Below are 19,333 nucleotides of genomic sequence, written 5' to 3'. Positions count from 1 at the left end.
TATATAATAACAATATAAGTATTGAATTTCATTGAATATATTGATTAATATTAGTACTATATTGATATAGGTTGGTGCTGCAATTATGAATAAATCCCCAATTAATTATTATTATAAAGACATGCCCGATAAAAATTTTTTTGTAGATATATTCGAAGTAAAAGTTAACAAGCTGGGAGCTACATTTGAAGAAAATTGGCATGAGCATCTTCAATTTTTTTATTTTATCCATGGTAGTGCTTTGATCAGGTGCAATTATAAAAGTATTCATGTAAAAGCTGGGGATTTTATAATTGTAAACAGCAATGAACTTCATTACTGTGAAAGCTTATGTGATAATTTAATATATTATATTATAAGGGTTGACCTTTCATTTCTCTTTAGTAGTCAGATGGATTCCTGTCAGACCAAGTTTATGGTACCGCTGGCAAAGAACCTTATTTTATTTAAAAATCTAGTTAGAAATGATAAGGAAATACTCAATTGTGCAGATAAAATTATTGAGGAGTATTTTTCAAAAAGGCTTGGATATGAACTGGCTGTAAAAGCATATATATATGAGATTATTGTACTGCTATTCAGAAAATATGTTGAAAAAATTTTAACAGCAAAGCAATTTAACTGTCGAGTTGATAATCTAAACAGATTAAAAAATATATTTTTGTACATCAACGAAAATTTTACTGAAAAGATAACTTTAGATGAAATTTCAGAAATGGCTCATATTAGTAAAGAGCATTTTTGCAGGACATTTAAACAAATTACAGGTAGATCTCTAACGAATTACATAAATAATCTTAGAATACAAAAAGCAGATTTATTGCTGCAAAAAACTGATTTAAATATAACAGAAATAGCACTAAATTGTGGATTTAGTGATGTAAATTATTTCAGTCGTATATATAAAAAAGTTAAAAATGTATCACCGCTGAATTTTAGAAAAAATTTCTGTAGTAATTCATAGTTAAAAAAGTTTGAAGGATAAAGATATGTTAAAATAATTATTAAGAAGGGAAGCGGATGATATGATTGAAGAGATTTCAGCACGCAGAAGTATAAGAAAATACATAGATAGAGAAGTTGAAAATGAAAAAATACTGCAGTTGATTGAAGGTGCAAGGCTTGCTCCATCAGGAAGTAATACTCAACCGTGGCATTTTATTGTGGTAAAATCAGAATCAAATAGGCAAAAAATATCACGAGTATGTCATAATCAGAAATGGATGCTTTCTGCTCCAGTTTTTATTGCTTGTGTAGCAGATATACGCTGCAGAATAGATGAGAAAATAGCTGTATCATTAGATGAAAACAGTCCGGAAGAGGAACTTAAACAGATAATTAGAGATACTTCAATTTCTGTAGAACATATATTGCTTGGAGCTGATAACCTGGGATTAGGTACTTGCTGGGTTGGATGGTTTGTACAAAATGAAATAAGACCAATTTTAAATATACCTGAGGATAAATATGTAGTTGGAATTGTCACACTTGGTTATGCAGATGAAAAGCCTAAACCTCGTCCACGAAAGAAACTGGAAGAAATTATACATTATGAAAGCTGGAAGTAATTGATTATGAATGACAAGGGTAAAATGACAAAAAACCTTATTCTCATAAATGGAACAATGGGTGTAGGAAAGACAGCAGCAAGTAAAGAATTACAAAAACTGCTGCCTAAATGTGTCTTCCTTGATGGTGATTGGTGCTGGAATATGTCACCCTTCATCGTTACAGATGAAACTAAAAGGATGGTAATTGATAATATTACATATATGCTAAATAATTTCATTTCATGTTCGGAGTATGAAAATATTATATTTTGTTGGGTAATGCATATGCAAAGTATTCTTGATGATGTATTATCTAGAATAAACGAGAAGGGCTGTAAGGTGTATAAGTTTTCTCTTATATGTTCAGAAAAATCATTAATTGAACGAATTACAAAAGATATTGAAAATGGAACCAGAACAGAAGATGTCATTGATAGAAGTGTGCCCAGGTTAAACAATTATCTAAAAATGGATACAGATAAAATAGATGTAGATGAAATTTCAGCAAAAGATGCAGCAGAAATAATGTATAAACGCATCATAGCAACATAAAAGTAATATGAAATTTATTCACCTAATTCCTTTTTTAAATCTGCTATATAAAGTGACTGCTGTTTTTTTAGATACAAACCTGCAAACAAATTCATTATAGGATTATTTACTGATATTTTTTCTGTAAATTCAATCTGGGTACCATTATTAGCAGGACTAAAAGTTCCAATCCAATGACCCTTCATATTTTTATTAGACATGTCAAATTCATATCGCTCATAAGGCTTTTTTAAGGTAATGTTAAATTTAGTAGGAAAATTATTTTTTGTATATTCTGTAAAATAGTTTCCGTCTTCTGAAACATGAATTTTACTTAAATCGCTTCGCCACTCATATTTATTGTTGTTTGTAACTACTTCCCATACTTTTTTAATATCTGATTTAAATGTCGTTGTAATAGTTGATTCCTTCATAATACACATTCTCCCTTATAAATTTACTATTTATCGTATACTGTACAAATAAATTATACTATTTTATACAATATATTACTATATTTTGTTGATCATTTTCCAACTGATTTGGGGGATAGGGATGCTTTAAGTCATTTAAATTCAATGGATGGGAATTCAAATGAAGTGTATCAGGTGGAGTTAAAACTCCATCTGATGCCAAGAACACCGTTTATAATTTTTTTACTGGGACTTGTATTTCAGTTAAGTAATCACTAGGGTTTGCTTCATTACAAGGTCCTTTTAGAGGTAATTCACGGGCACTACCACATATACTGTATCCATTTTCTTCAATCCATTGTCCAAGATAATTATATGCAGGAGCAATATTTGAAAATTCACCTGGAACTAAGATGCTTACAACCTGGTCTATTGGTGCAGTTTCTTTGAAAGTAAAACCATCAGCATCATTTAATAATTTTTCAACAACAACTGCAACTTCCACATCAGCTGGTCCTTCTTTATAATCTTCATCGTGATAGGTGGCATAAGCAATATTAGTACAAGAAATCTTTTTATCTTGGATATATTCACCTAACCTTTGCCAGAGGATTCCTTCTACATCATAGGATGGTATAGTATCTCTTAATGAGATAACCTTATATGATGGTACTGATTTTAGTGTAACGTTATAATTCATATTGACTCTCTCCTTTTTCAAATTCTTAATTTTAGCATTGATTTTTCTTAGTTTTTCTTCTTCAGCTTTAATACTATTTTTCACTTCAGCTTCTTTTTGTTTTAAAATGTCTTTCAATTTCTCATCAGATTGCTCATTTATAGCAATCGCTATATCAGATACATTAAACCCCATATCACGAAGGGAAACGATGAGATTAAGTTTAGTAATTTGCTTAGCTGAATAATACCTATATCCAGTTAAGGTATCTATTTGAGCAGGTTTAAAAAGTCCTGCCTCATCATAATATCGAAGCATACGTACAGATACCATTGTTAGTTTAGAAAAATCTCCAATTTTAAACATAGAATCAACTCCCTAAAAATATCACTGCTAATTACAATTTAAGAATAATGCCTCACACCATGTTAGAGTCAATATTTTATTTTTATACTTTAACATTAAATGAACTAAAATACTATATAAGAGGCTATTTTATTAAATGAAAGACTTACCTAATGTTTTCGATAGTATACAGGTCAGATTTTTTCCAACCTCTTTGAAGGTAAAATGTGATTCAATGCATTGGTATGTAATGAATTGAGGCACTTTTTTGGCTGAGTTTATGAAAATTGAAAAACGGTTGGAAAATTTTCAGCTGATGCCTTTATTATTAAGGGTTTTAGGGTTATAATGAAAATAAGGAATGGCTATTTTACTGTGGTTGAACCTTAACATGGAATGTACACTTGCAGAAAATTATTTATATAAGCCATGTATTAGAATATAATAAAAGTATTATCTGTTTGAGAAATTAATATGGAGAAAACAGATAAACAAAATAACTTATATGAACAATTCTTAAAATATTCGTATTGGGACTTAAAAGAATAATAGGTTAGAAAAATAGCTACATATACTATATTTACTGGTGCTAATGGTGTTGGAAATACATCAATATATAAGTCCGTTTATTTTGAAAGAAATAAAAATGAAGAAAGAATAAATACAGATGAAATGGTAGCAAGGATGGCTATTTTATTGTGGATTGAACTTTAACATAGTATGTATGTATTTAAATAAATGATATTTCCAAAATGAGGAATAAGTGTTTAATAAATATGATATAATAATGTAGTTACTATATTTAAATTAAGGATGAAATTCTTTATGGATAAATTGAAATTATTGAGTACTATTGAAAATGGAGAGAATGAATATGATAGGGATATTTGAAGCTAATGGAAGTATTCACTTTGACATATCGCCAGTTAATAACACCTCTATAAAAGACTTGAATTTAGACATAATACGAGATTATTTCTTTAAATATAATACTTTTGACTTGTATGAAGAAGATAAGAAGAGCATAGAGAGAATATTGATCAATGCAGATATATTAAAGCAAATAGATGGAAATGTAACATGTTCCGTAGGAGGACTGCTTATATTTGGAAAAAACATTGATAATGTAATGCCTCAAAATGGCATTAGTTTTGCACATTTTAATGGAAATGAAATAATAGATGATCTTATAGATAAAAAAGTAGTGTGCGGAAGATTGCAAGACATAGCAGATCAAATGTTAGTTATACTAAAAAATAATATAAAAAATCCATCAACCATTAATCAACTAAAGAGGCAGGAAAAAGAAGAATATCCTGCGTTGGTACTTAGAGAAGCTATTGTAAATTCTCTTGTCCATAGAAATTATAGTATTTTGGGATCTAAAATAAGAATTTTTATGTTTGATGATCGTATTGAATTTCATAGTCCAGGAAAATTACCTAATACTGTTACTATTGAAAAAATGAAAATAGGAGTATCCTATGCAAGAAATCCATTTTTAGTAAAATATATGGAAAATATGAGATACATAGATCAGTTGGGTAGGGGAATTCCTATGATAATTAAAACGATGAAAGATATTGGTGCTAGGGAACCGGTTTTGCAAGAATCAGGAGAAGAATTTATTTTAACTATATATAAAGTTTAAAGAAAGGAGCATTTTTGTGTTAACATTGATTGTGTGTGCATAGCAGGGGCTATTGCACAATATAAAATAGCCTCTGCACAATCCTAAAAATATATATTAGGAGGAGCACGGAATTGGGCTATAAAAAAGCAGCAGATGTATTGCCATTAGAACTTGTATCTCAAATTCAGGATTACATTGATGGCGAATATATCTATATACCAAGAAAACAATGCAACAGAAAAACCTGGGGAGAGAAAAGCGGCAGCAGGAATATGTTATTTTACAGAAACCTTGAAATCTACAGTAAATACAGAAAGGGAGCATCTATAGACTACCTTTCTGAAACATACTATCTAGCCCCTAAAACCATACAAAAAATTTTATCAAAAATGAAATAATTAAAATCGTCTTTGGCAGAAAGCTGAAGGCGATTTTTTAATTCTGAAAAGTTTTGGAGGTTATCTGCTTCAGCTGCACATAGTATAATTACAATATATTTAAAGAATTATAAAGAAATTGAGGTTGGTAAAATGAACGTATCAATTAGATTGGAAGAAGAAAAAGATTATAAAACTGTAGAATATATGACAAGGGAAGCATTTTGGAATGTGTACAAACCAGGATGTGACGAACACTTAGTTGTCCATAATATAAAAAAAGTATCTGCATTTATAAAAGAGCTGAGTTTTGTGGCAATAGATGGTGATAAAATTGTAGGGAGCATAATCTATTCAAAGGCAAAAATAGTGGATGATAAAAATAGAAAATTTGAAATTTTGTGTATGGGGCCAATTTCAGTACGGCCTTCATATCAAGGACTTGGAATTGGTTCTTTGCTCATGAATCACTCTATTGAAAAAGCAGGGCAGTTAGGATATAAAGCTATAATCATATTTGGAAATCCAAAGTATTATCATCGATTTGGCTTTAAAAATGCAAAAGAATATGGTATTCAAACATCTTCAGGTGAAAATTTTGAAGAATTTATGGTGCTAGAACTTTATAAGGGGGCTCTAGCTGGTATTTTAGGCAAATTCTATGCAGATAAAGTTTTTGAGATAAAAAAGAAGGAACTGGAGGCTTTTGAAAAAGAGTTCCCATATAAAGAAAAACTGATAACAGATACTCAGTTAAATCAAAAACAGTAAATTAAGGAGAATATATAAAATGAAACTGGAGACGGAAAGACTGACTATATGTCCCTTGAACTTGGAGCAATTCAAACTTCTCTTAATTGGAGTAGACAGTATGGAAAAGGCACTTGAATTAAATAGTTCAGGTGAACAGTTAGATGAACATACTCAGGAAGCAATGGAAGAGCTTTATAAGCAAGCTGAAAAACATGCGAAAGATTATTTTTGGTATACAAATTGGCAGATCATATTGAAAGAAGACAATTTGTCTATTGGAAGTGCTTGTTTTATGGGACGCCCTGATGACAGTGGAACTGTTGAAATCGGATATGGCGTTAATGAAAAATACAGGTGTAGAGGTTATATGACAGAAGCAGTGAAATCAATCTGCAAATGGGCAATGAATCAAAAAAATACTTTAAGAATTATTGCAGAGACGGAAAAGAAAAATATTGCGTCCCAAAAAGTTTTGCAAAAGAGTGGCTTTATAAAATATAATGAAGACAGTGAAAATTATTTTTGGGAGATGAAAAAATGAAGCTAAAAGTTTTAGTAGATAACAACACCTATATAGATAGATATTATTTTGGAGAACCTGCTGTTTCATATTATATTGAAGATGAAGACACTAAGATTTTATTTGACACAGGTTATTCTGATATATTCTTGAAAAATTCAGCTGCATTAGGGGTGGATTTAAAGAACATAGATATAATTGCTGTTTCACATGGACATAATGACCATACAGGGGGACTTAAATATTACTTTGAAAAAAACTGTAAAAATAGAATTTCAATACTTGCCCACCCCGATGCATTTAAGAAAAAAATAGATGGAGATTTAAAAATTTGTTCTCCTATTTTGGAAGAAGAGCTAAAAGAAAAATGTAATTTGATTCTTTCCAAAGAACCTAAAAAAATTAGCAAACATATAACCTTTTTAGGAGAGATACCAAGAACAAATGACTTTGAAAATAAAAAACCTATAGGAAAGCAGGCTTCAGGGAAAACTTTAGTTGATGATTATGTAATGGATGATACGGCACTTTTGTATAAAAGTGAAAAGGGCATTTATGTCATAACAGGATGTTCTCACAGTGGCATATGCAATATAGTGGAATATGCAAAAAAAGTTTGCAGTGACAACAGGGTACTTGGAATTATAGGTGGATTTCATTTGTTTCAAGTTAACTCCGGGGTTAGAAAAACTATTGAATATCTAAGAAAAAACGATGTGAAAGAGTTGTACCCATGCCATTGTACCTCCTTTGCTGTTAAAGCAGAAATGCATAAATATTTACCTATAAAGGAAGTAGGAGTGGGGTTGGAAATAAGCTGGTGAATTTTGGATTTATTTGATACATAAAGTATGATATAATTACCACTAGTATTTTATTAAGAAATTATTTAGTGGCATATAAGCTGTTATCTCACGTCTAAAGGGAGAGGCAGGGTGGCCATTATTGCAAATAGGAGGATGAACATGATGGATTTAGGTTTAACGGATAAAGTAGCTTTAATAACTGGAGGTATTCGGGGGCTTGGAAGAGCTATTGCAGAGAAATTGGCAGCAGAAAAAGTAAAAATAGTAGTAACGGGAACTAATGAAGAAAGAGCAAGAAAAGCGGCAGATGAAATATCATCAGCTTATGGTGTTGAAGTCCTGGGATTAAAACATGATGTGAGTTCAGAAGAATCGACAAAAGAAGTTGTAAAATCTATAATTGCAAAATTTAAAAAGATAGATATATTGATAAATAATGCAGGTGTTACAAGTGATGGTATAGTGATGACCATGAAAAAAGAAAATTGGGATAAAGTAATAAATACAAATCTTACCGGTACATTTAACTGTACTAAGCTTGTATCAAAACAGATGTTAAGGCAAAGATCAGGAAGCATAGTAAATATAGCAAGTGTTGTAGGCATAATAGGGAATGTTGGTCAGGCAAATTACGCTGCTTCAAAAGCAGGAGTTATTGGGTTTACAAAGGCAACTGCAAGGGAACTGGCAGGTCGTGGTATAGTTGTAAATGCCGTTGCTCCAGGATATATTTCAACAGATATGACATCTGTACTTTCTGATAAGGTAACTGAAGAGATGCTGTCTAAAATTCCAATGAAAGCTTACGGAAAAGCAGAAAATGTAGCAAATGCAGTTTTATTTCTTGTTTCAAATATGTGCCAGTATATTACAGGTCAGGTAATCAATGTAGATGGTGGAATGGCTATGTAATAAGATATATGAGGGATAATATGAAAAAAAATTTAATGACATATTTTACGAGAATAATAAACATAGTGTTTCTGATAAGCACTGCAATTTCATTTTTTATTGCCTATAGGGGTATAAGAAATAAATTTGCTGCTAAGTTTTTAATGGCATATCTCTTTTTTACATTTTTTTATATATTATATATGTTATTAGCAGCTGTAATAAATTTAAAAAAATTGAAATGGATTGAGGTAAAAAAGAGAACTTTGAGATTAATTTTACTGTTTGCCTTGTTTTCTATTTTGGATTGTATTTTTTATTATATATTTGGAATTACAAATAGAAGTTTGCTTAGTGGAATATGTATGTCATTATCGTTGGCATTTGGAATGTCCTTTATGGATATTGTTTTTAAAAAGAATAATACATAGGATTTTAATGAAGTCTTATTTAAATTCACCTTTAGCAGGTATTGCTTTAAGGTGAATTTTTTATTTTAAGTAAAATAACTATTGCTAACGTAACAATGTTATGTTACACTGTTTTTGAAAAAGAAATTATTGAGAGGAATGAAAATATGGAAGAGGAAAATCTAATTTCTAAAAAAGAATTGCTTAAAATAACAGGTATTTCCTATGGCCAATTGTATAGATGGAAGAGAAAAAAATTAATACCTGAGGAATGGTTTATAAAAAGGTCCAGCTTTACAGGTCAGGAAACATTTTTCCCAAGGGTGGAAATACTGGATAGAGTAGAAAAGATCAAGAATTTTAAAGATGACGTATCTTTAGATGAGCTTGCAAACATATTTTCGCCAAATCTTTCGAAAGTGATTTTAAAAGAAAGTGACATATCATCACGTAACGTTGTTTCACAATCTACTTTTACATTATATAAAGATGTTCATAAAGAAAACAGTGAATTCAATTTTAATGAACTGCTGTTTATGACTATAGTAGATAGGTTTTTAAAATCTGGTAAAGTGAGTTTGGAGGAAGCTAAATTAGTACTCGATACTCTGGAAAAAAACTATGAGAAATTTTATGGAAGATATTGTGATGTAGTACTTATAAGGAAGCTTGGAGTTGCTGTATGTTTTTTAATGCTGATACCAAATGAAGTATATGTTGAAATTGAAGCCATACTTGTATTAAAGATAAATGCAGGGGAATGTGTGGAACAATTAAAATCAAAATTAACATTATAAAATAAAGGAGAGTTTTAAAATGGAAGAGAATTTGCAAGATGTAAAAATTTCTGGAGCTGGAATAATTAGAGGTGGAAAGTATGACGAAGTTAAAATAAGTGGGACTGCTAAAATGAATGGGGATATAGAGTGCAGCTCTTATAAAGTATCAGGATCTTCTAATGTGAGCGGAAATTTAAAAAGTAAAATAACTAAAATCAGCGGCAGTACTAAAATATGTGGAAATCTTGATTGTGAAGAAATAACCGTAAGTGGATCTTCTCATATAGTAGGCAGTGTTACTGCAAAAAAAGTTAAGATAAGTGGATCTTCCCGTATGGATAGTAATTTGCATACGGAAGAAATATCAATATCAGGTTCAGCATCCATAAGTGGAGATTGTGAAGCAGAAAATTTTAATGCAAGAGGAGGCTTTAATATAGACGGATTATTAAATGCAGGAAATATAGATATAGAAATGTATGGAAAATGTACAGTAAAAGATATAGGCGGAGAAAATATAAGTGTTAAATTAGGAGAAGGCCATTTTTTCATGAAGATGATAAATCTTTTCTCAAATTCAGCAAGACTTGTAACAGGCACAATTGAAGGAGATGATATTTATCTTGAAAATACATGTGCAAAAGTAGTAAGAGGAAATAATGTTACTATAGGAGCTAACTGTGATATCGAGACAGTGGAATATAGAAATAAAGTAGATGTTGGCAAAAATTCTAAGATAGTTTGTAAAAAAATAGCTGATAATTAAAGAAATAATGAAAAGAAGTAAACTCTCAGGTTAGTAGAACTATTTACTATTTAAAGTAGAAAGATATGAAAGAAGTTTGAGCTGGCTTGGAAATAAACAGAGCTCTTGGCATCAGATGGAGTTTTAACTCCATCTGATGCTTATTAACAGAATTCTAAGTGCTTTTAGCACTTAGAAGGCGCTATTTATAATTCATACTTTAGAGTTAGAGGCAGTAGAATGAAAAAATGTTGACATACAAATTTTGTGATGCTATTATATTACCAATGGTAATTACCACTGGTAATAGGGATGGTGAATTAGGATGAAGACTGATAAAAGCCAAATAACTAAAGAGATTATTTTAGAAAAAACTTTGCAATTAGTAGACCAAAATGAAGGAATTAAAAATGTTACATTGAGAGATATAGCTAAAAAGGTAGGATGTGCTCATACAAACTTATATAACTATTTTGGCAGCTTAAGCGAAATACTTTGGGAAGCCTTGGGACAAGTATTGATCAAGATGATAAATTATTCAAGACATAATTTAACTTTTAAAGATGATCCAGAAAAAGATTATTATGTGCTCCTATCTAATTTTATTGATTTTTCATTAGATCATATTGGATTGTACAAACTTCTTCGGATGGAATCCATAGGTGGAGAGCCTTCCAGTGAAGTAATGAACATAGTGACAAATGCAAGAAAGAAATTTGATAAAAATATTTTAGAAGCAGCTAGGGGCAAGTTATCAGAAGAAAGGGCAAGCTTTGTAAGTGATGTATTCTTTGCTTACTTACACGGCGAAATTTCTCTGTGGATTAACAAGCGAAGACTTAGGGTTAGTAAAGAAGACACTAAAGCTAAAATTTTATCAAATCTCAAGCAGCTGTTTCAAGAATTAGTCATCAGAAAATAAATTATGTCAAATGGAGGGATTATAATGAAAAGAGTACTACAGGTTGTATTAATTTTGTTAGTTGTTATTATAGTGGGAACCATTTTATTTTTTAAATGGGCAGTAAATGCTAATGCAATAGTTCATAAGAGCAGTGAAAAAAAATTACTTTCAAGCAGCAGTAGTAAAAAAGCACTGGTTATTTATCAGCCATCAAGAACTAAGTTAACATCAACTATGGCAAGCAGTATAGCAGAAACTTTGCAAAAATCAGGCTATGAAGTTACAATTAATTACCCATCTCAAGAATTAAACTATGACATTTCTAACTATGACGTACTTGTTTTTGGAACTCCTATTTATGTTGGAAAATATTCAACGGTGCTGGAATCCTATATGAAAACAATTAAAGATTTTTCAAATAAAAGGATTATGATATTTTCAACTGGTGGTGATAATAAGGTAACAAAAGAAATAGATCCCTTAGTGCAATTAGCAAAAGGAGCAGACAAAGTTGAAGATATAAAACTTTTAAAAGGACAAACAACTAGGGCAGCAGATGCAATAAAGAATTTAGCTGGAGAGTAGAGATAATGAAAAAATATTTAAGGTATGCAGTTCCTAACTTCATTACTTTGCTAAGGGTAGTTTTAACAGGAATATTTACTTTATTTTTGAATAAAAAACTTGCTTTAGATGGAAATGATGAGTTATTTACTTATCTAGTAATGATTCTTTTTGCAATATATGTAACTGACTTTATAGATGGAAAAGTTGCCAGGTATTTTAAATCAGTTTCAAGTTTTGGAAGTTTTCTTGATGTTTTAGCAGACTTTTTGTTTATATTGTGTGCTACAGGAATACTGATAAAATATAAACTTATTGCCTGGTGGTTTTTAATTGTAATAATAGTAAAGATTATTGATTTCTTTGTAACTTCTAAAATCATGAATAAGTATAAGTTAGAAAAGAATAAAACTTTTGTATTTGATTTTATGGGAAGAGCAGCTGCTATTTCATTTTATATAATGCCTTTTATTGTACTTTTCATGAATGAATATTTAAATGGTAGATGTATTTTTCTCGCCCTGTTTTTAACATATATGAGCACAATAATTTCTCTAATATCCTTATTTCAAAGAATAATCTTATGTATTCAAATTAAGAGAAGACAAGCTGTGAAGCATGATGGTTCCACAATTTAACCCATGCATGCGGGTTGTCCTCTCATCATACCATCTTTTACAATTCTTGTGGATAATAATCCCAAATCAACTTCAATTGTATATTTAAATGTTATTTTAAGGACCACCTTTTTGTTTAGTTAATCGCTTTGAAATAAAATATAATATTTATTGTAATAAATGTTAATATAATTCATAGGTATAAATATATAATATATGTTATAAATTAACACCAATAAGAGTAAAATAATCCGGAATTTATACCAATAAATAGTACTTATGAAATTATTTTCTAAGAATTTTTTATTTTAGTAAAAATATATGTATTTTATTGAAATAATTGTATTAGTATAATATTGAATTAAGGTAATAAATAATAATATATGAAAGTAATTGACATTTGTACCAATAAATATTATTATTATATTTAAGTAATCGCTTTCAAAACATTAATTGGTTGATTTCAAAAATGCAGGAGAAATATACAAAGAAATAATCCTAATTATATAAAAAAATCAAATCTTTACATATATGGTTTGGATGTTTTTATATATCCTGGGTTTTTTGAAATAAAAATAAATATAATGGGGGGAAAGAAATATGAAATTTAAGAAGATTGCTGCTTTAGCAGCAACAGCAGTTTTAACAGTTGGTATATTTGCTGGATGCGGCGGCGCAAGCCAGCAGACAAGCTCATCGAATTCATCAAGCAAGAAAAAGGTAATTGGTTTTGCACAGGTTGGAGCTGAAAGTGGTTGGAGAACAGCAGAAACTAGTTCCATTAAGGAAATCCCTAAATTAGATCCAAACTTTGAACTGAAGTTCTCTGATGGTCAGCAAAAACAAGAAAATCAAATAAAAGCTATAAGATCTTTTATAGCTGAAAAGGTTGATATAATTGCATTGGATCCTGTAGTAGAAACTGGTTGGGATACAGTATTGAAAGAAGCAAAAAATGCTAAAATACCAGTTGTTATAGTAGATAGAAATGTAAAAGTAGCAGATAATTCTCTTGTTACAGCTTTTCTTGGGTCAGATATGGAAGAGGAAGGTAAGAGAGCAGCTAAAGTCGTAATTGATAAATTTGGGAAAGATGCAAAGCTTAACATAGCAGAGCTGCAAGGTACTGTTGGATCAACAGCTATGATAGGACGTCAAAAAGGTTTCAATGAAACTATAAAAGACTGTCCAAACTATAAAATCATAAAATCACAAACTGGTGATTTTACTCGTGCAAAAGGTAAGGAAGTTATGGAAGCATTTTTGAAATCTGATGGAGATAAAATTAATGTTTTGTGGTCTCACAATGATGATATGGCAGTTGGAGCTATACAAGCTATAGAGGAATATGGTAAAAAACCAGGAAAAGATATTTTTATAGTTTCTGTTGATGGTATTAAAGATATGTTCAAGTTAATGGCTGATGGAAAGTCAAATGGTATAGTTGAGTGCAATCCTCTTTTAGGACCTCAATTAGTAGAAACTTCAAAACAAGTATTGAGTGGCAAACTTAAGGACAAAATTGTACACACTAAAGAGGGTGTATTTACTCAAGATCAAGCTAAAAAAGAATTACCTAATAGAAAATATTAGAATTGTAAATCATAATGTATGAATTGGATATTCCACATTCATACATTATGAAATTTTTATAAATGGGGGTGAAATTAATGGATGAAAGCGATATTGTTCTTAACATGGAAGGTATATGCAAATCTTTTCCCGGGGTTAAAGCTCTTTCTAATGTAGATTTTCAACTTAAAAAAGGTGAGATACATGCTCTTATGGGGGAAAATGGAGCTGGAAAGTCAACTCTAATTAAAGTGCTTACAGGGGTTTATGAAATAGATGAAGGAAGCATAATTTTAAATGGAAAAAAAATTATTATTAAATCAACCCGTGATGCTCAGGAAAATGGAATAAGCACTGTTTATCAAGAAGTTAATTTGTGTCCAAACATTACTGTAGCTGAGAATATTTACATTGGAAGAGAACCAATGAAAAGGGGATTTATTGATTGGAATACCATGGATGAAAATGCATCAAAATTATTGGAAGATAGATTAAATTTAAAAATAGATGTAAAAAAATTATTATCTAGTTATTCTGTTGCAATTCAGCAAATGGTGGCTATAGCAAGAGCTGTAGATATATCAAGTGGAATATTAATACTTGATGAACCTACGTCTAGCTTGGATAGTAATGAAGTTAAACAGTTATTTAGTATTATAAGAAAGTTAAAATCTGAAGGCATGTCAATTGTGTTTGTAACTCACTTCATAGATCAGGTTTATGAAATTTCAGATAGGATAACAATACTTAGAAATGGAGAATTGGTTGGAACTTATGCTGTAAAAGATTTACCTCAAATGGATTTAATCTCGAAGATGATAGGAAAAAAGTACGAAGAAATGGTAAAAGAAAATAAACAATTATCTCATGACTATTACAGTAAGGAAGATAAAAATTTGATAGAAACTAAACAATTTGGCAGAAAAGGAACTATAGATTCTTTTAGTATGAATATAAAAAAAGGTGAAGTACTTGGACTAGCAGGACTTTTAGGTTCTGGAAGAACTGAATGTGCTAAATTGTTGTTTGGTATAGATAAATCAGATCATGGAACATTGATCATTGATGGCAAGGAATATTCATATATTTATCCTCAAAAAGCTATTCAGGAAGGTTTAGGACTTTGTCCGGAAGATAGAAAAGCAGCAGGCATAGTTGGAGAACTAACTATAAGAGAAAATATAATTTTGGCCCTGCAATCTATTAAAGGAATATTTAAATATATTCCAATGAAAAAGCAGCAGGAAATTGCTGAAAAGTATGTTAAACTCCTAAATATTAAAACTCCTAGTATAGAACAGAGAATTGACAATTTGAGTGGTGGAAATCAACAAAAGGTTATACTGGCAAGATGGCTTGCCACAAATCCTCAAGTTTTAATTTTAGACGAACCTACGAGAGGTATCGATGTAGGTGCCAAGGATGAAATAAAAAAATTAATTATAAAACTGGCAAAAAAGGGCATGTCAATTATATTTATATCTTCTGAACTCTCAGAAATAGAAAGTTGCTGCGATAGGGTGCTTGTACTTAGAGATAGAAAAATTATAGGGGAGTTAGCAGGAGAAGAGGTACAAGAATCTAATATACTTAAGACTATTGCGGAAGGAGGCAATATTAGTGCATAATACTAAAACTTCCAATATATTTATGAAATTTTATCATATGCAGATATTTTGGCCGGTAGCAGCATTAATTGCGCTGCTTTTATTGAATTTTTTAGTAAGACCAGGTTTTCTTAATATAACAATTAGGGATGGACACTTATTTGGAAATGTAATAGATATACTTAATCATTCAGCACCACTTATATTAATATCTTTAGGTATGACAATAGTTATTGCCACTCAAGGAATAGATATTTCTGTTGGATCTATAATTGCTATAAGTGCTTCTGCTTCCGCAACAGTTATAGTTGGAGGTGGTTCTGTTCCAGAGGCAGTGTTATCAGGAGCAATAGTAGGAGTACTTTGTGGAATATGGAATGGTTTCTTGGTAGCTTATATTGAAATCCAGCCTATGGTTGCTACCCTTATTCTATACATAGTTGGAAGAGGTATAGCCCAACTTATTACAGGTGGCCAAATACTAACATTTACTAATAAGTCATTTATTTTTATAGGAACAGGATATATTTTTTTACCTGTGGCAATAATTATTGCTGCTGTAATTGTTTTTGCAATTTATTTACTTATTAGAAAGACAGCATTAGGTTTATTTGTTGAATCTATAGGTGTAAATAGCAGTGCTAGCAAATACTGTGGTATAAGGGCACGAAAAGTTATTTTCTCACTGTATATTATATCTGGCATTCTTGCAGGTATTGCAGGCATTATTTTATGCTCTAATATAAAGAGTGCAGATGCAAACAATGTAGGATTATGGATGGAATTAGATGCTATATTAGCTACTGTTATTGGAGGAACTTCCATGGCAGGTGGTAGATTTTATTTAGGAGGAACAGTAGTAGGAGCAATATTTATACAAGCCTTAACAACAACCATTTATAGTATGGGAGTGGCTCCAGAAATTACTCTTGTAGTTAAAGCTATAGTAGTTATAATAGTTTGTATTATACAATCTGAGGCATTTAGAAAAATGCTAGTAAGAAAGAAATCAAAAAATAATACAACTAAAAGTAAACCTGAAAAAGAGGTGGCTCGTGTATGATAAAAGGGTTAACTAATAAGAAGAAAATTTTTAAATTAAATTCATCATTTATTTCGATTTACGCTACAATTGGTTTGTTTATAGTATTATTTTTAATTGGATCTGTTATGTTTAGTGGATTTTTTTCAGGACAAGTATTAGCAAACCTTTTTATAGATAATGCTTATTTAATAGTTTTAGCTATTGGTCAGACTTTTGTTATTATTACAGGTGGAATAGATCTTTCTGTAGGTTCTATGATAGCTTTTATAAGTATGATTACTGCAAGTTTATTGCAAAATGGAGTTAATCCATTTTTGGTTATGATTTTTGTTTTAATTGTAGGAATTGTATTTGGAACAGTTCAGGGGATATTAGTAGAAAAATTTGATCTTCACCCATGGATTGTAACATTAGCAGGTATGTTTTTTGCACGAGGATCAAGTTATGTTATAAGTATAAATACTATAAGTATTAAAAATCCGGTATTTACTGCTATTTCAGGTTTTAGAATACCCATTGGGCCAGGTGTAGCTATATCCATTAATGTAATTGTTAGTTTGATAGTAGCTGCAGTTGCTATATTTGTATTAAAGTATACGAGGTTTGGTAGAACCGTATATGCAATTGGCGGAAATGAAAATTCAGCTATGCTAATGGGCCTAAATACTGGAAAAGTTAAAATTCTTGTTTATACTGTATCTGGTTTTTGTTCTTCTTTAGCTGGGCTGTTATTTACTTTATATACACTATCAGGTTACGGTTTACATTGTATGGGAACGGAGATGGATGCCATTGCAGCTTGTGTAATAGGAGGAATATTACTAACAGGGGGATCAGGATATCCTATAGGACCTGTATTTGGTGTTTTAACTATGGGTATAATTCAAAGTCTTATAATGTTTCAAGGAAATCTTAATTCTTGGTGGACAAAGATTGCAGTAGGAATGTTGCTATTTATATTTATTGCACTGCAGAGAATTATTGTTATTAGAGAAGAAAAGAAAAAGGTTGTTATAAGCTGATGAGTTTTATATTTAAAGTTAGGATAAAATAAAAGGTGTTCAATTCATAATTGTTCACCTTTTATTTAGTTTATTTTCTATTTTACGAACGTACTTAATAGACAAGTTATGAAAGCAATTAGGCCAATTAACAAAAATCCTACCATTTTTATAATTATAATGTTAAATAGGCTTAAAAGGAACAGAGATATTACTAATATAGTTGCAATTGTTGCTAATGTATCTAATAACTTTTTTAATGCTTTATGATTTACATGAGTTGAAGAACCATCTTTAATTCTATTTAATGTAGTGTAATAAGATATACAAGGTAGTCCTGTAACAATAGTTATTATTAATGTTATTATTAATGTAGGTATTAAAATAACACCAAAAATTTTTATATATATGTGAGGTATATAATTATATTTAGCAAGTGATACTAAAATAGTAAATAAAATAGAGCATACAATAAAGCATAAAAGTGATGGCACTGTGATTTTTTTAGCTAATTTATACTGGCTTATATATTTTTCTGATTTGGTATCACTGTCTGTATAAATTGGTTTTGTGTCTTCAGGGGCACTGAATATATGCATTGAATTTGATGCAGAACATATATGATTCCATCCTGCTTCTTTAAAGTATGAAAAGTATTCTTCATCTGCATTATATCTATAATCTAGAGAATATTGCAGTTTTTCAGGTTTAGCTTTTTTGAGTTTGTATCCCATAAAGCTAAATTTATATAAAACCCAGCCTTTACTTGCATAATCAGAGAGCATTTCCATTTCTTCCTCTTCTCCAAAAGCTACTCCTTTGCTCATAACATATTTTGTGTTGGACATATACTATAACATCTCCTCGTTGTTAAATATTTCTTCTGCAATTTGAACCATCTTACGTTTCCTTTCAACTTCATTTTTTAAAAATTGAATGCCTTTATCTGTAGCAATGTAAACTTTTTTTTGATCTGATTCCTCTGTAAGTTTTATGAGTTTTGCATCAAGAAGTTTTTTTATACTTGTATATAAAGATGCAGGACCTATTGAAAACTTGCCTTCTGACATTTTTTCAACGGATTTCATAATCAAATAGCCATGTTTAGGTTTTATTAAAGATAGCAAAATATAATAGTAGGTGTCTGTAAGTTCACCCATTTCTAAAGAATTAGTTCTAGCCATTTTTACCTCCTATATATCATTAAATGACATATGATTTAATATACTATATCATTAAATGATATACATGTCAATTATTTATTACTCATTAGTAGGTTGCAATAATATGTGTGTGATTATGGAATAAATGTGTAAATATATATGATTTATACTATCAGTTGATAATATAAATCATAGTAGAAAATCATGCTTTATATATTGATAATAATAGATTAATAATATATCATAAAATAAAAGTATATTATCAACTGATAATTACTTAATCATATTAAAATTATTGAAAAGAGACTAACTATATGAAGTCAATACAATTTTAAAGGTTTTTTCATTTTTTAGCCTCTTAAAAAAGTGCATAACAAATAGAGCAACTAAGTTGCCAATTTTAAAAATAATGATTACATTTGTGGAAC

At 30.1% G+C, this 19,333-nt stretch carries 23 protein-coding genes and 1 pseudogene; 20 read left to right on the top strand and 4 right to left on the bottom strand.

The features are described from left to right. The first annotated feature begins 85 nt into the window (after nucleotides 1-85). The 3 genes from CLRAG_RS12995 to CLRAG_RS12985 all read left to right on the top strand — a co-directional run bounded on the left by CLRAG_RS12995 (nucleotide 86) and on the right by CLRAG_RS12985 (nucleotide 2,102). Complete coding sequence (locus tag CLRAG_RS12995) at nucleotides 86-964, top strand: AraC family transcriptional regulator (protein WP_065078821.1); 879 nt, start codon at nucleotides 86-88, stop codon at nucleotides 962-964. Between the two features lie 61 nt (nucleotides 965-1,025). Continuing rightward, nucleotides 1,026-1,568, top strand: a complete 543-nt coding sequence (locus CLRAG_RS12990; RefSeq protein ID WP_065078820.1) for a nitroreductase family protein — start codon at nucleotides 1,026-1,028, stop codon at nucleotides 1,566-1,568. 6 nt (nucleotides 1,569-1,574) lie between these two features. Beyond that, a complete protein-coding gene (locus CLRAG_RS12985) occupies nucleotides 1,575-2,102 on the top strand; it encodes an AAA family ATPase (RefSeq protein WP_242872146.1) in 528 nt (175 codons plus the stop codon). Between the two features lie 14 nt (nucleotides 2,103-2,116). Here CLRAG_RS12985 and CLRAG_RS12980 read toward each other — a convergent pair whose 3' ends face one another. After that, a complete protein-coding gene (locus tag CLRAG_RS12980) occupies nucleotides 2,117-2,515 on the bottom strand; it encodes an SRPBCC family protein (protein ID WP_065078819.1) in 399 nt (132 codons plus the stop codon). A 211-nt stretch (nucleotides 2,516-2,726) separates the two neighbouring features. Then, nucleotides 2,727-3,539: a MerR family transcriptional regulator gene (locus CLRAG_RS12975; protein WP_065078818.1), complete on the bottom strand. Its 813-nt coding sequence runs from the start codon at nucleotides 3,537-3,539 to the stop codon at nucleotides 2,727-2,729. A 540-nt stretch (nucleotides 3,540-4,079) separates the two neighbouring features. Here CLRAG_RS12975 and CLRAG_RS21115 point away from each other — a divergent pair. From CLRAG_RS21115 to yjfF, 17 genes and pseudogenes are all read left to right on the top strand, one after another. After that, nucleotides 4,080-4,205: pseudogene (locus CLRAG_RS21115) on the top strand (ATPase); the annotation flags it as partial. Nucleotides 4,206-4,392: 187 nt separating this feature from the next. Next, a complete protein-coding gene (locus CLRAG_RS12970; RefSeq protein ID WP_242872145.1) occupies nucleotides 4,393-5,169 on the top strand; it encodes an ATP-binding protein in 777 nt (258 codons plus the stop codon). Nucleotides 5,170-5,282: 113 nt separating this feature from the next. Further along, on the top strand, nucleotides 5,283-5,549 hold the full coding sequence (locus CLRAG_RS12965; protein WP_065078817.1) for a CD3324 family protein: 267 nt from the start codon (nucleotides 5,283-5,285) through the stop codon (nucleotides 5,547-5,549). 132 nt (nucleotides 5,550-5,681) lie between these two features. Next, nucleotides 5,682-6,299, top strand: coding sequence for a GNAT family N-acetyltransferase (locus tag CLRAG_RS12960; RefSeq protein WP_065078816.1), 618 nt, complete (start codon nucleotides 5,682-5,684; stop codon nucleotides 6,297-6,299). A gap of 19 nt (nucleotides 6,300-6,318) precedes the next feature. Continuing rightward, complete coding sequence (locus CLRAG_RS12955) at nucleotides 6,319-6,822, top strand: GNAT family N-acetyltransferase (RefSeq protein WP_065078815.1); 504 nt, start codon at nucleotides 6,319-6,321, stop codon at nucleotides 6,820-6,822. Next, on the top strand, nucleotides 6,819-7,625 hold the full coding sequence (locus CLRAG_RS12950; RefSeq protein ID WP_065078814.1) for an MBL fold metallo-hydrolase: 807 nt from the start codon (nucleotides 6,819-6,821) through the stop codon (nucleotides 7,623-7,625). The genes CLRAG_RS12955 and CLRAG_RS12950 overlap by 4 nt, the downstream gene beginning before the upstream one ends. Nucleotides 7,626-7,766: 141 nt before the next feature. Next, entirely contained in the window at nucleotides 7,767-8,519 is a 753-nt protein-coding gene (fabG, locus tag CLRAG_RS12945) for a 3-oxoacyl-[acyl-carrier-protein] reductase (RefSeq protein WP_065078813.1), read from the top strand. A gap of 20 nt (nucleotides 8,520-8,539) precedes the next feature. Next, on the top strand, nucleotides 8,540-8,929 hold the full coding sequence (locus CLRAG_RS12940; protein WP_065078812.1) for a hypothetical protein: 390 nt from the start codon (nucleotides 8,540-8,542) through the stop codon (nucleotides 8,927-8,929). Nucleotides 8,930-9,075: 146 nt separating this feature from the next. Then, on the top strand, nucleotides 9,076-9,705 hold the full coding sequence (locus CLRAG_RS12935; RefSeq protein WP_065078811.1) for a YhbD family protein: 630 nt from the start codon (nucleotides 9,076-9,078) through the stop codon (nucleotides 9,703-9,705). Between the two features lie 19 nt (nucleotides 9,706-9,724). Continuing rightward, nucleotides 9,725-10,453, top strand: a complete 729-nt coding sequence (locus tag CLRAG_RS12930; RefSeq protein ID WP_065078810.1) for a polymer-forming cytoskeletal protein — start codon at nucleotides 9,725-9,727, stop codon at nucleotides 10,451-10,453. Between the two features lie 304 nt (nucleotides 10,454-10,757). Further along, on the top strand, nucleotides 10,758-11,354 hold the full coding sequence (locus CLRAG_RS12925) for a TetR/AcrR family transcriptional regulator (RefSeq protein ID WP_065078809.1): 597 nt from the start codon (nucleotides 10,758-10,760) through the stop codon (nucleotides 11,352-11,354). A gap of 24 nt (nucleotides 11,355-11,378) precedes the next feature. Then, nucleotides 11,379-11,921, top strand: coding sequence for a flavodoxin family protein (locus CLRAG_RS12920; protein ID WP_167351574.1), 543 nt, complete (start codon nucleotides 11,379-11,381; stop codon nucleotides 11,919-11,921). Between the two features lie 5 nt (nucleotides 11,922-11,926). Further along, nucleotides 11,927-12,538, top strand: coding sequence for a CDP-alcohol phosphatidyltransferase family protein (locus CLRAG_RS12915; RefSeq protein ID WP_065078807.1), 612 nt, complete (start codon nucleotides 11,927-11,929; stop codon nucleotides 12,536-12,538). A 579-nt stretch (nucleotides 12,539-13,117) separates the two neighbouring features. Further along, the gene (locus tag CLRAG_RS12910; RefSeq protein WP_065078806.1) at nucleotides 13,118-14,110 is read left to right on the top strand and encodes an ABC transporter substrate-binding protein; all 993 of its coding nucleotides are present in this window, start codon (nucleotides 13,118-13,120) and stop codon (nucleotides 14,108-14,110) included. A gap of 77 nt (nucleotides 14,111-14,187) precedes the next feature. Beyond that, the gene (locus tag CLRAG_RS12905; RefSeq protein ID WP_065078805.1) at nucleotides 14,188-15,717 is read left to right on the top strand and encodes a sugar ABC transporter ATP-binding protein; all 1,530 of its coding nucleotides are present in this window, start codon (nucleotides 14,188-14,190) and stop codon (nucleotides 15,715-15,717) included. Continuing rightward, nucleotides 15,710-16,759, top strand: coding sequence for an ABC transporter permease (locus tag CLRAG_RS12900; protein ID WP_420808098.1), 1,050 nt, complete (start codon nucleotides 15,710-15,712; stop codon nucleotides 16,757-16,759). The genes CLRAG_RS12905 and CLRAG_RS12900 overlap by 8 nt, the downstream gene beginning before the upstream one ends. After that, complete coding sequence (gene yjfF, locus CLRAG_RS12895) at nucleotides 16,756-17,763, top strand: galactofuranose ABC transporter, permease protein YjfF (protein ID WP_065078804.1); 1,008 nt, start codon at nucleotides 16,756-16,758, stop codon at nucleotides 17,761-17,763. Before CLRAG_RS12900 ends, yjfF begins: the two co-directional genes overlap by 4 nt. A 77-nt stretch (nucleotides 17,764-17,840) precedes the next feature. On the opposite strand, the gene CLRAG_RS12890 is transcribed toward yjfF, so the two are convergent. Continuing rightward, nucleotides 17,841-18,590, bottom strand: a complete 750-nt coding sequence (locus tag CLRAG_RS12890; protein ID WP_065078803.1) for a DUF2812 domain-containing protein — start codon at nucleotides 18,588-18,590, stop codon at nucleotides 17,841-17,843. 3 nt (nucleotides 18,591-18,593) lie between these two features. Further along, complete coding sequence (locus tag CLRAG_RS12885) at nucleotides 18,594-18,926, bottom strand: PadR family transcriptional regulator (RefSeq protein WP_065078802.1); 333 nt, start codon at nucleotides 18,924-18,926, stop codon at nucleotides 18,594-18,596. Nucleotides 18,927-19,333 lie beyond the last annotated feature (407 nt).

The organism is Clostridium ragsdalei P11, from assembly GCF_001675165.1.
GTDB classification, from domain to species: domain Bacteria; phylum Bacillota; class Clostridia; order Clostridiales; family Clostridiaceae; genus Clostridium_B; species Clostridium_B ragsdalei.
Note: the sequence above shows the minus strand (reverse complement) of the source record. Positions and strands in the feature narration are given on the sequence as shown.

Coding starts and splice junctions, on each gene's coding strand:
- yjfF (WP_065078804.1), top strand. CDS start 16,756: ATGATAAAAGGGTTAACTAATAAGAAGAAAATTTTTAAATTAAATTCA.
- CLRAG_RS12975 (WP_065078818.1), bottom strand. CDS start 3,539: ATGTTTAAAATTGGAGATTTTTCTAAACTAACAATGGTATCTGTACGT.
- fabG (WP_065078813.1), top strand. CDS start 7,767: ATGATGGATTTAGGTTTAACGGATAAAGTAGCTTTAATAACTGGAGGT.
- CLRAG_RS12935 (WP_065078811.1), top strand. CDS start 9,076: ATGGAAGAGGAAAATCTAATTTCTAAAAAAGAATTGCTTAAAATAACA.
- CLRAG_RS12940 (WP_065078812.1), top strand. CDS start 8,540: ATGAAAAAAAATTTAATGACATATTTTACGAGAATAATAAACATAGTG.
- CLRAG_RS12990 (WP_065078820.1), top strand. CDS start 1,026: ATGATTGAAGAGATTTCAGCACGCAGAAGTATAAGAAAATACATAGAT.
- CLRAG_RS12920 (WP_167351574.1), top strand. CDS start 11,379: ATGAAAAGAGTACTACAGGTTGTATTAATTTTGTTAGTTGTTATTATA.
- CLRAG_RS12980 (WP_065078819.1), bottom strand. CDS start 2,515: ATGAAGGAATCAACTATTACAACGACATTTAAATCAGATATTAAAAAA.
- CLRAG_RS12910 (WP_065078806.1), top strand. CDS start 13,118: ATGAAATTTAAGAAGATTGCTGCTTTAGCAGCAACAGCAGTTTTAACA.
- CLRAG_RS12915 (WP_065078807.1), top strand. CDS start 11,927: ATGAAAAAATATTTAAGGTATGCAGTTCCTAACTTCATTACTTTGCTA.
- CLRAG_RS12890 (WP_065078803.1), bottom strand. CDS start 18,590: ATGTCCAACACAAAATATGTTATGAGCAAAGGAGTAGCTTTTGGAGAA.
- CLRAG_RS12925 (WP_065078809.1), top strand. CDS start 10,758: ATGAAGACTGATAAAAGCCAAATAACTAAAGAGATTATTTTAGAAAAA.
- CLRAG_RS12955 (WP_065078815.1), top strand. CDS start 6,319: ATGAAACTGGAGACGGAAAGACTGACTATATGTCCCTTGAACTTGGAG.
- CLRAG_RS12950 (WP_065078814.1), top strand. CDS start 6,819: ATGAAGCTAAAAGTTTTAGTAGATAACAACACCTATATAGATAGATAT.
- CLRAG_RS12970 (WP_242872145.1), top strand. CDS start 4,393: ATGATAGGGATATTTGAAGCTAATGGAAGTATTCACTTTGACATATCG.
- CLRAG_RS12960 (WP_065078816.1), top strand. CDS start 5,682: ATGAACGTATCAATTAGATTGGAAGAAGAAAAAGATTATAAAACTGTA.
- CLRAG_RS12995 (WP_065078821.1), top strand. CDS start 86: ATGAATAAATCCCCAATTAATTATTATTATAAAGACATGCCCGATAAA.
- CLRAG_RS12985 (WP_242872146.1), top strand. CDS start 1,575: ATGAATGACAAGGGTAAAATGACAAAAAACCTTATTCTCATAAATGGA.
- CLRAG_RS12885 (WP_065078802.1), bottom strand. CDS start 18,926: ATGGCTAGAACTAATTCTTTAGAAATGGGTGAACTTACAGACACCTAC.
- CLRAG_RS12905 (WP_065078805.1), top strand. CDS start 14,188: ATGGATGAAAGCGATATTGTTCTTAACATGGAAGGTATATGCAAATCT.
- CLRAG_RS12930 (WP_065078810.1), top strand. CDS start 9,725: ATGGAAGAGAATTTGCAAGATGTAAAAATTTCTGGAGCTGGAATAATT.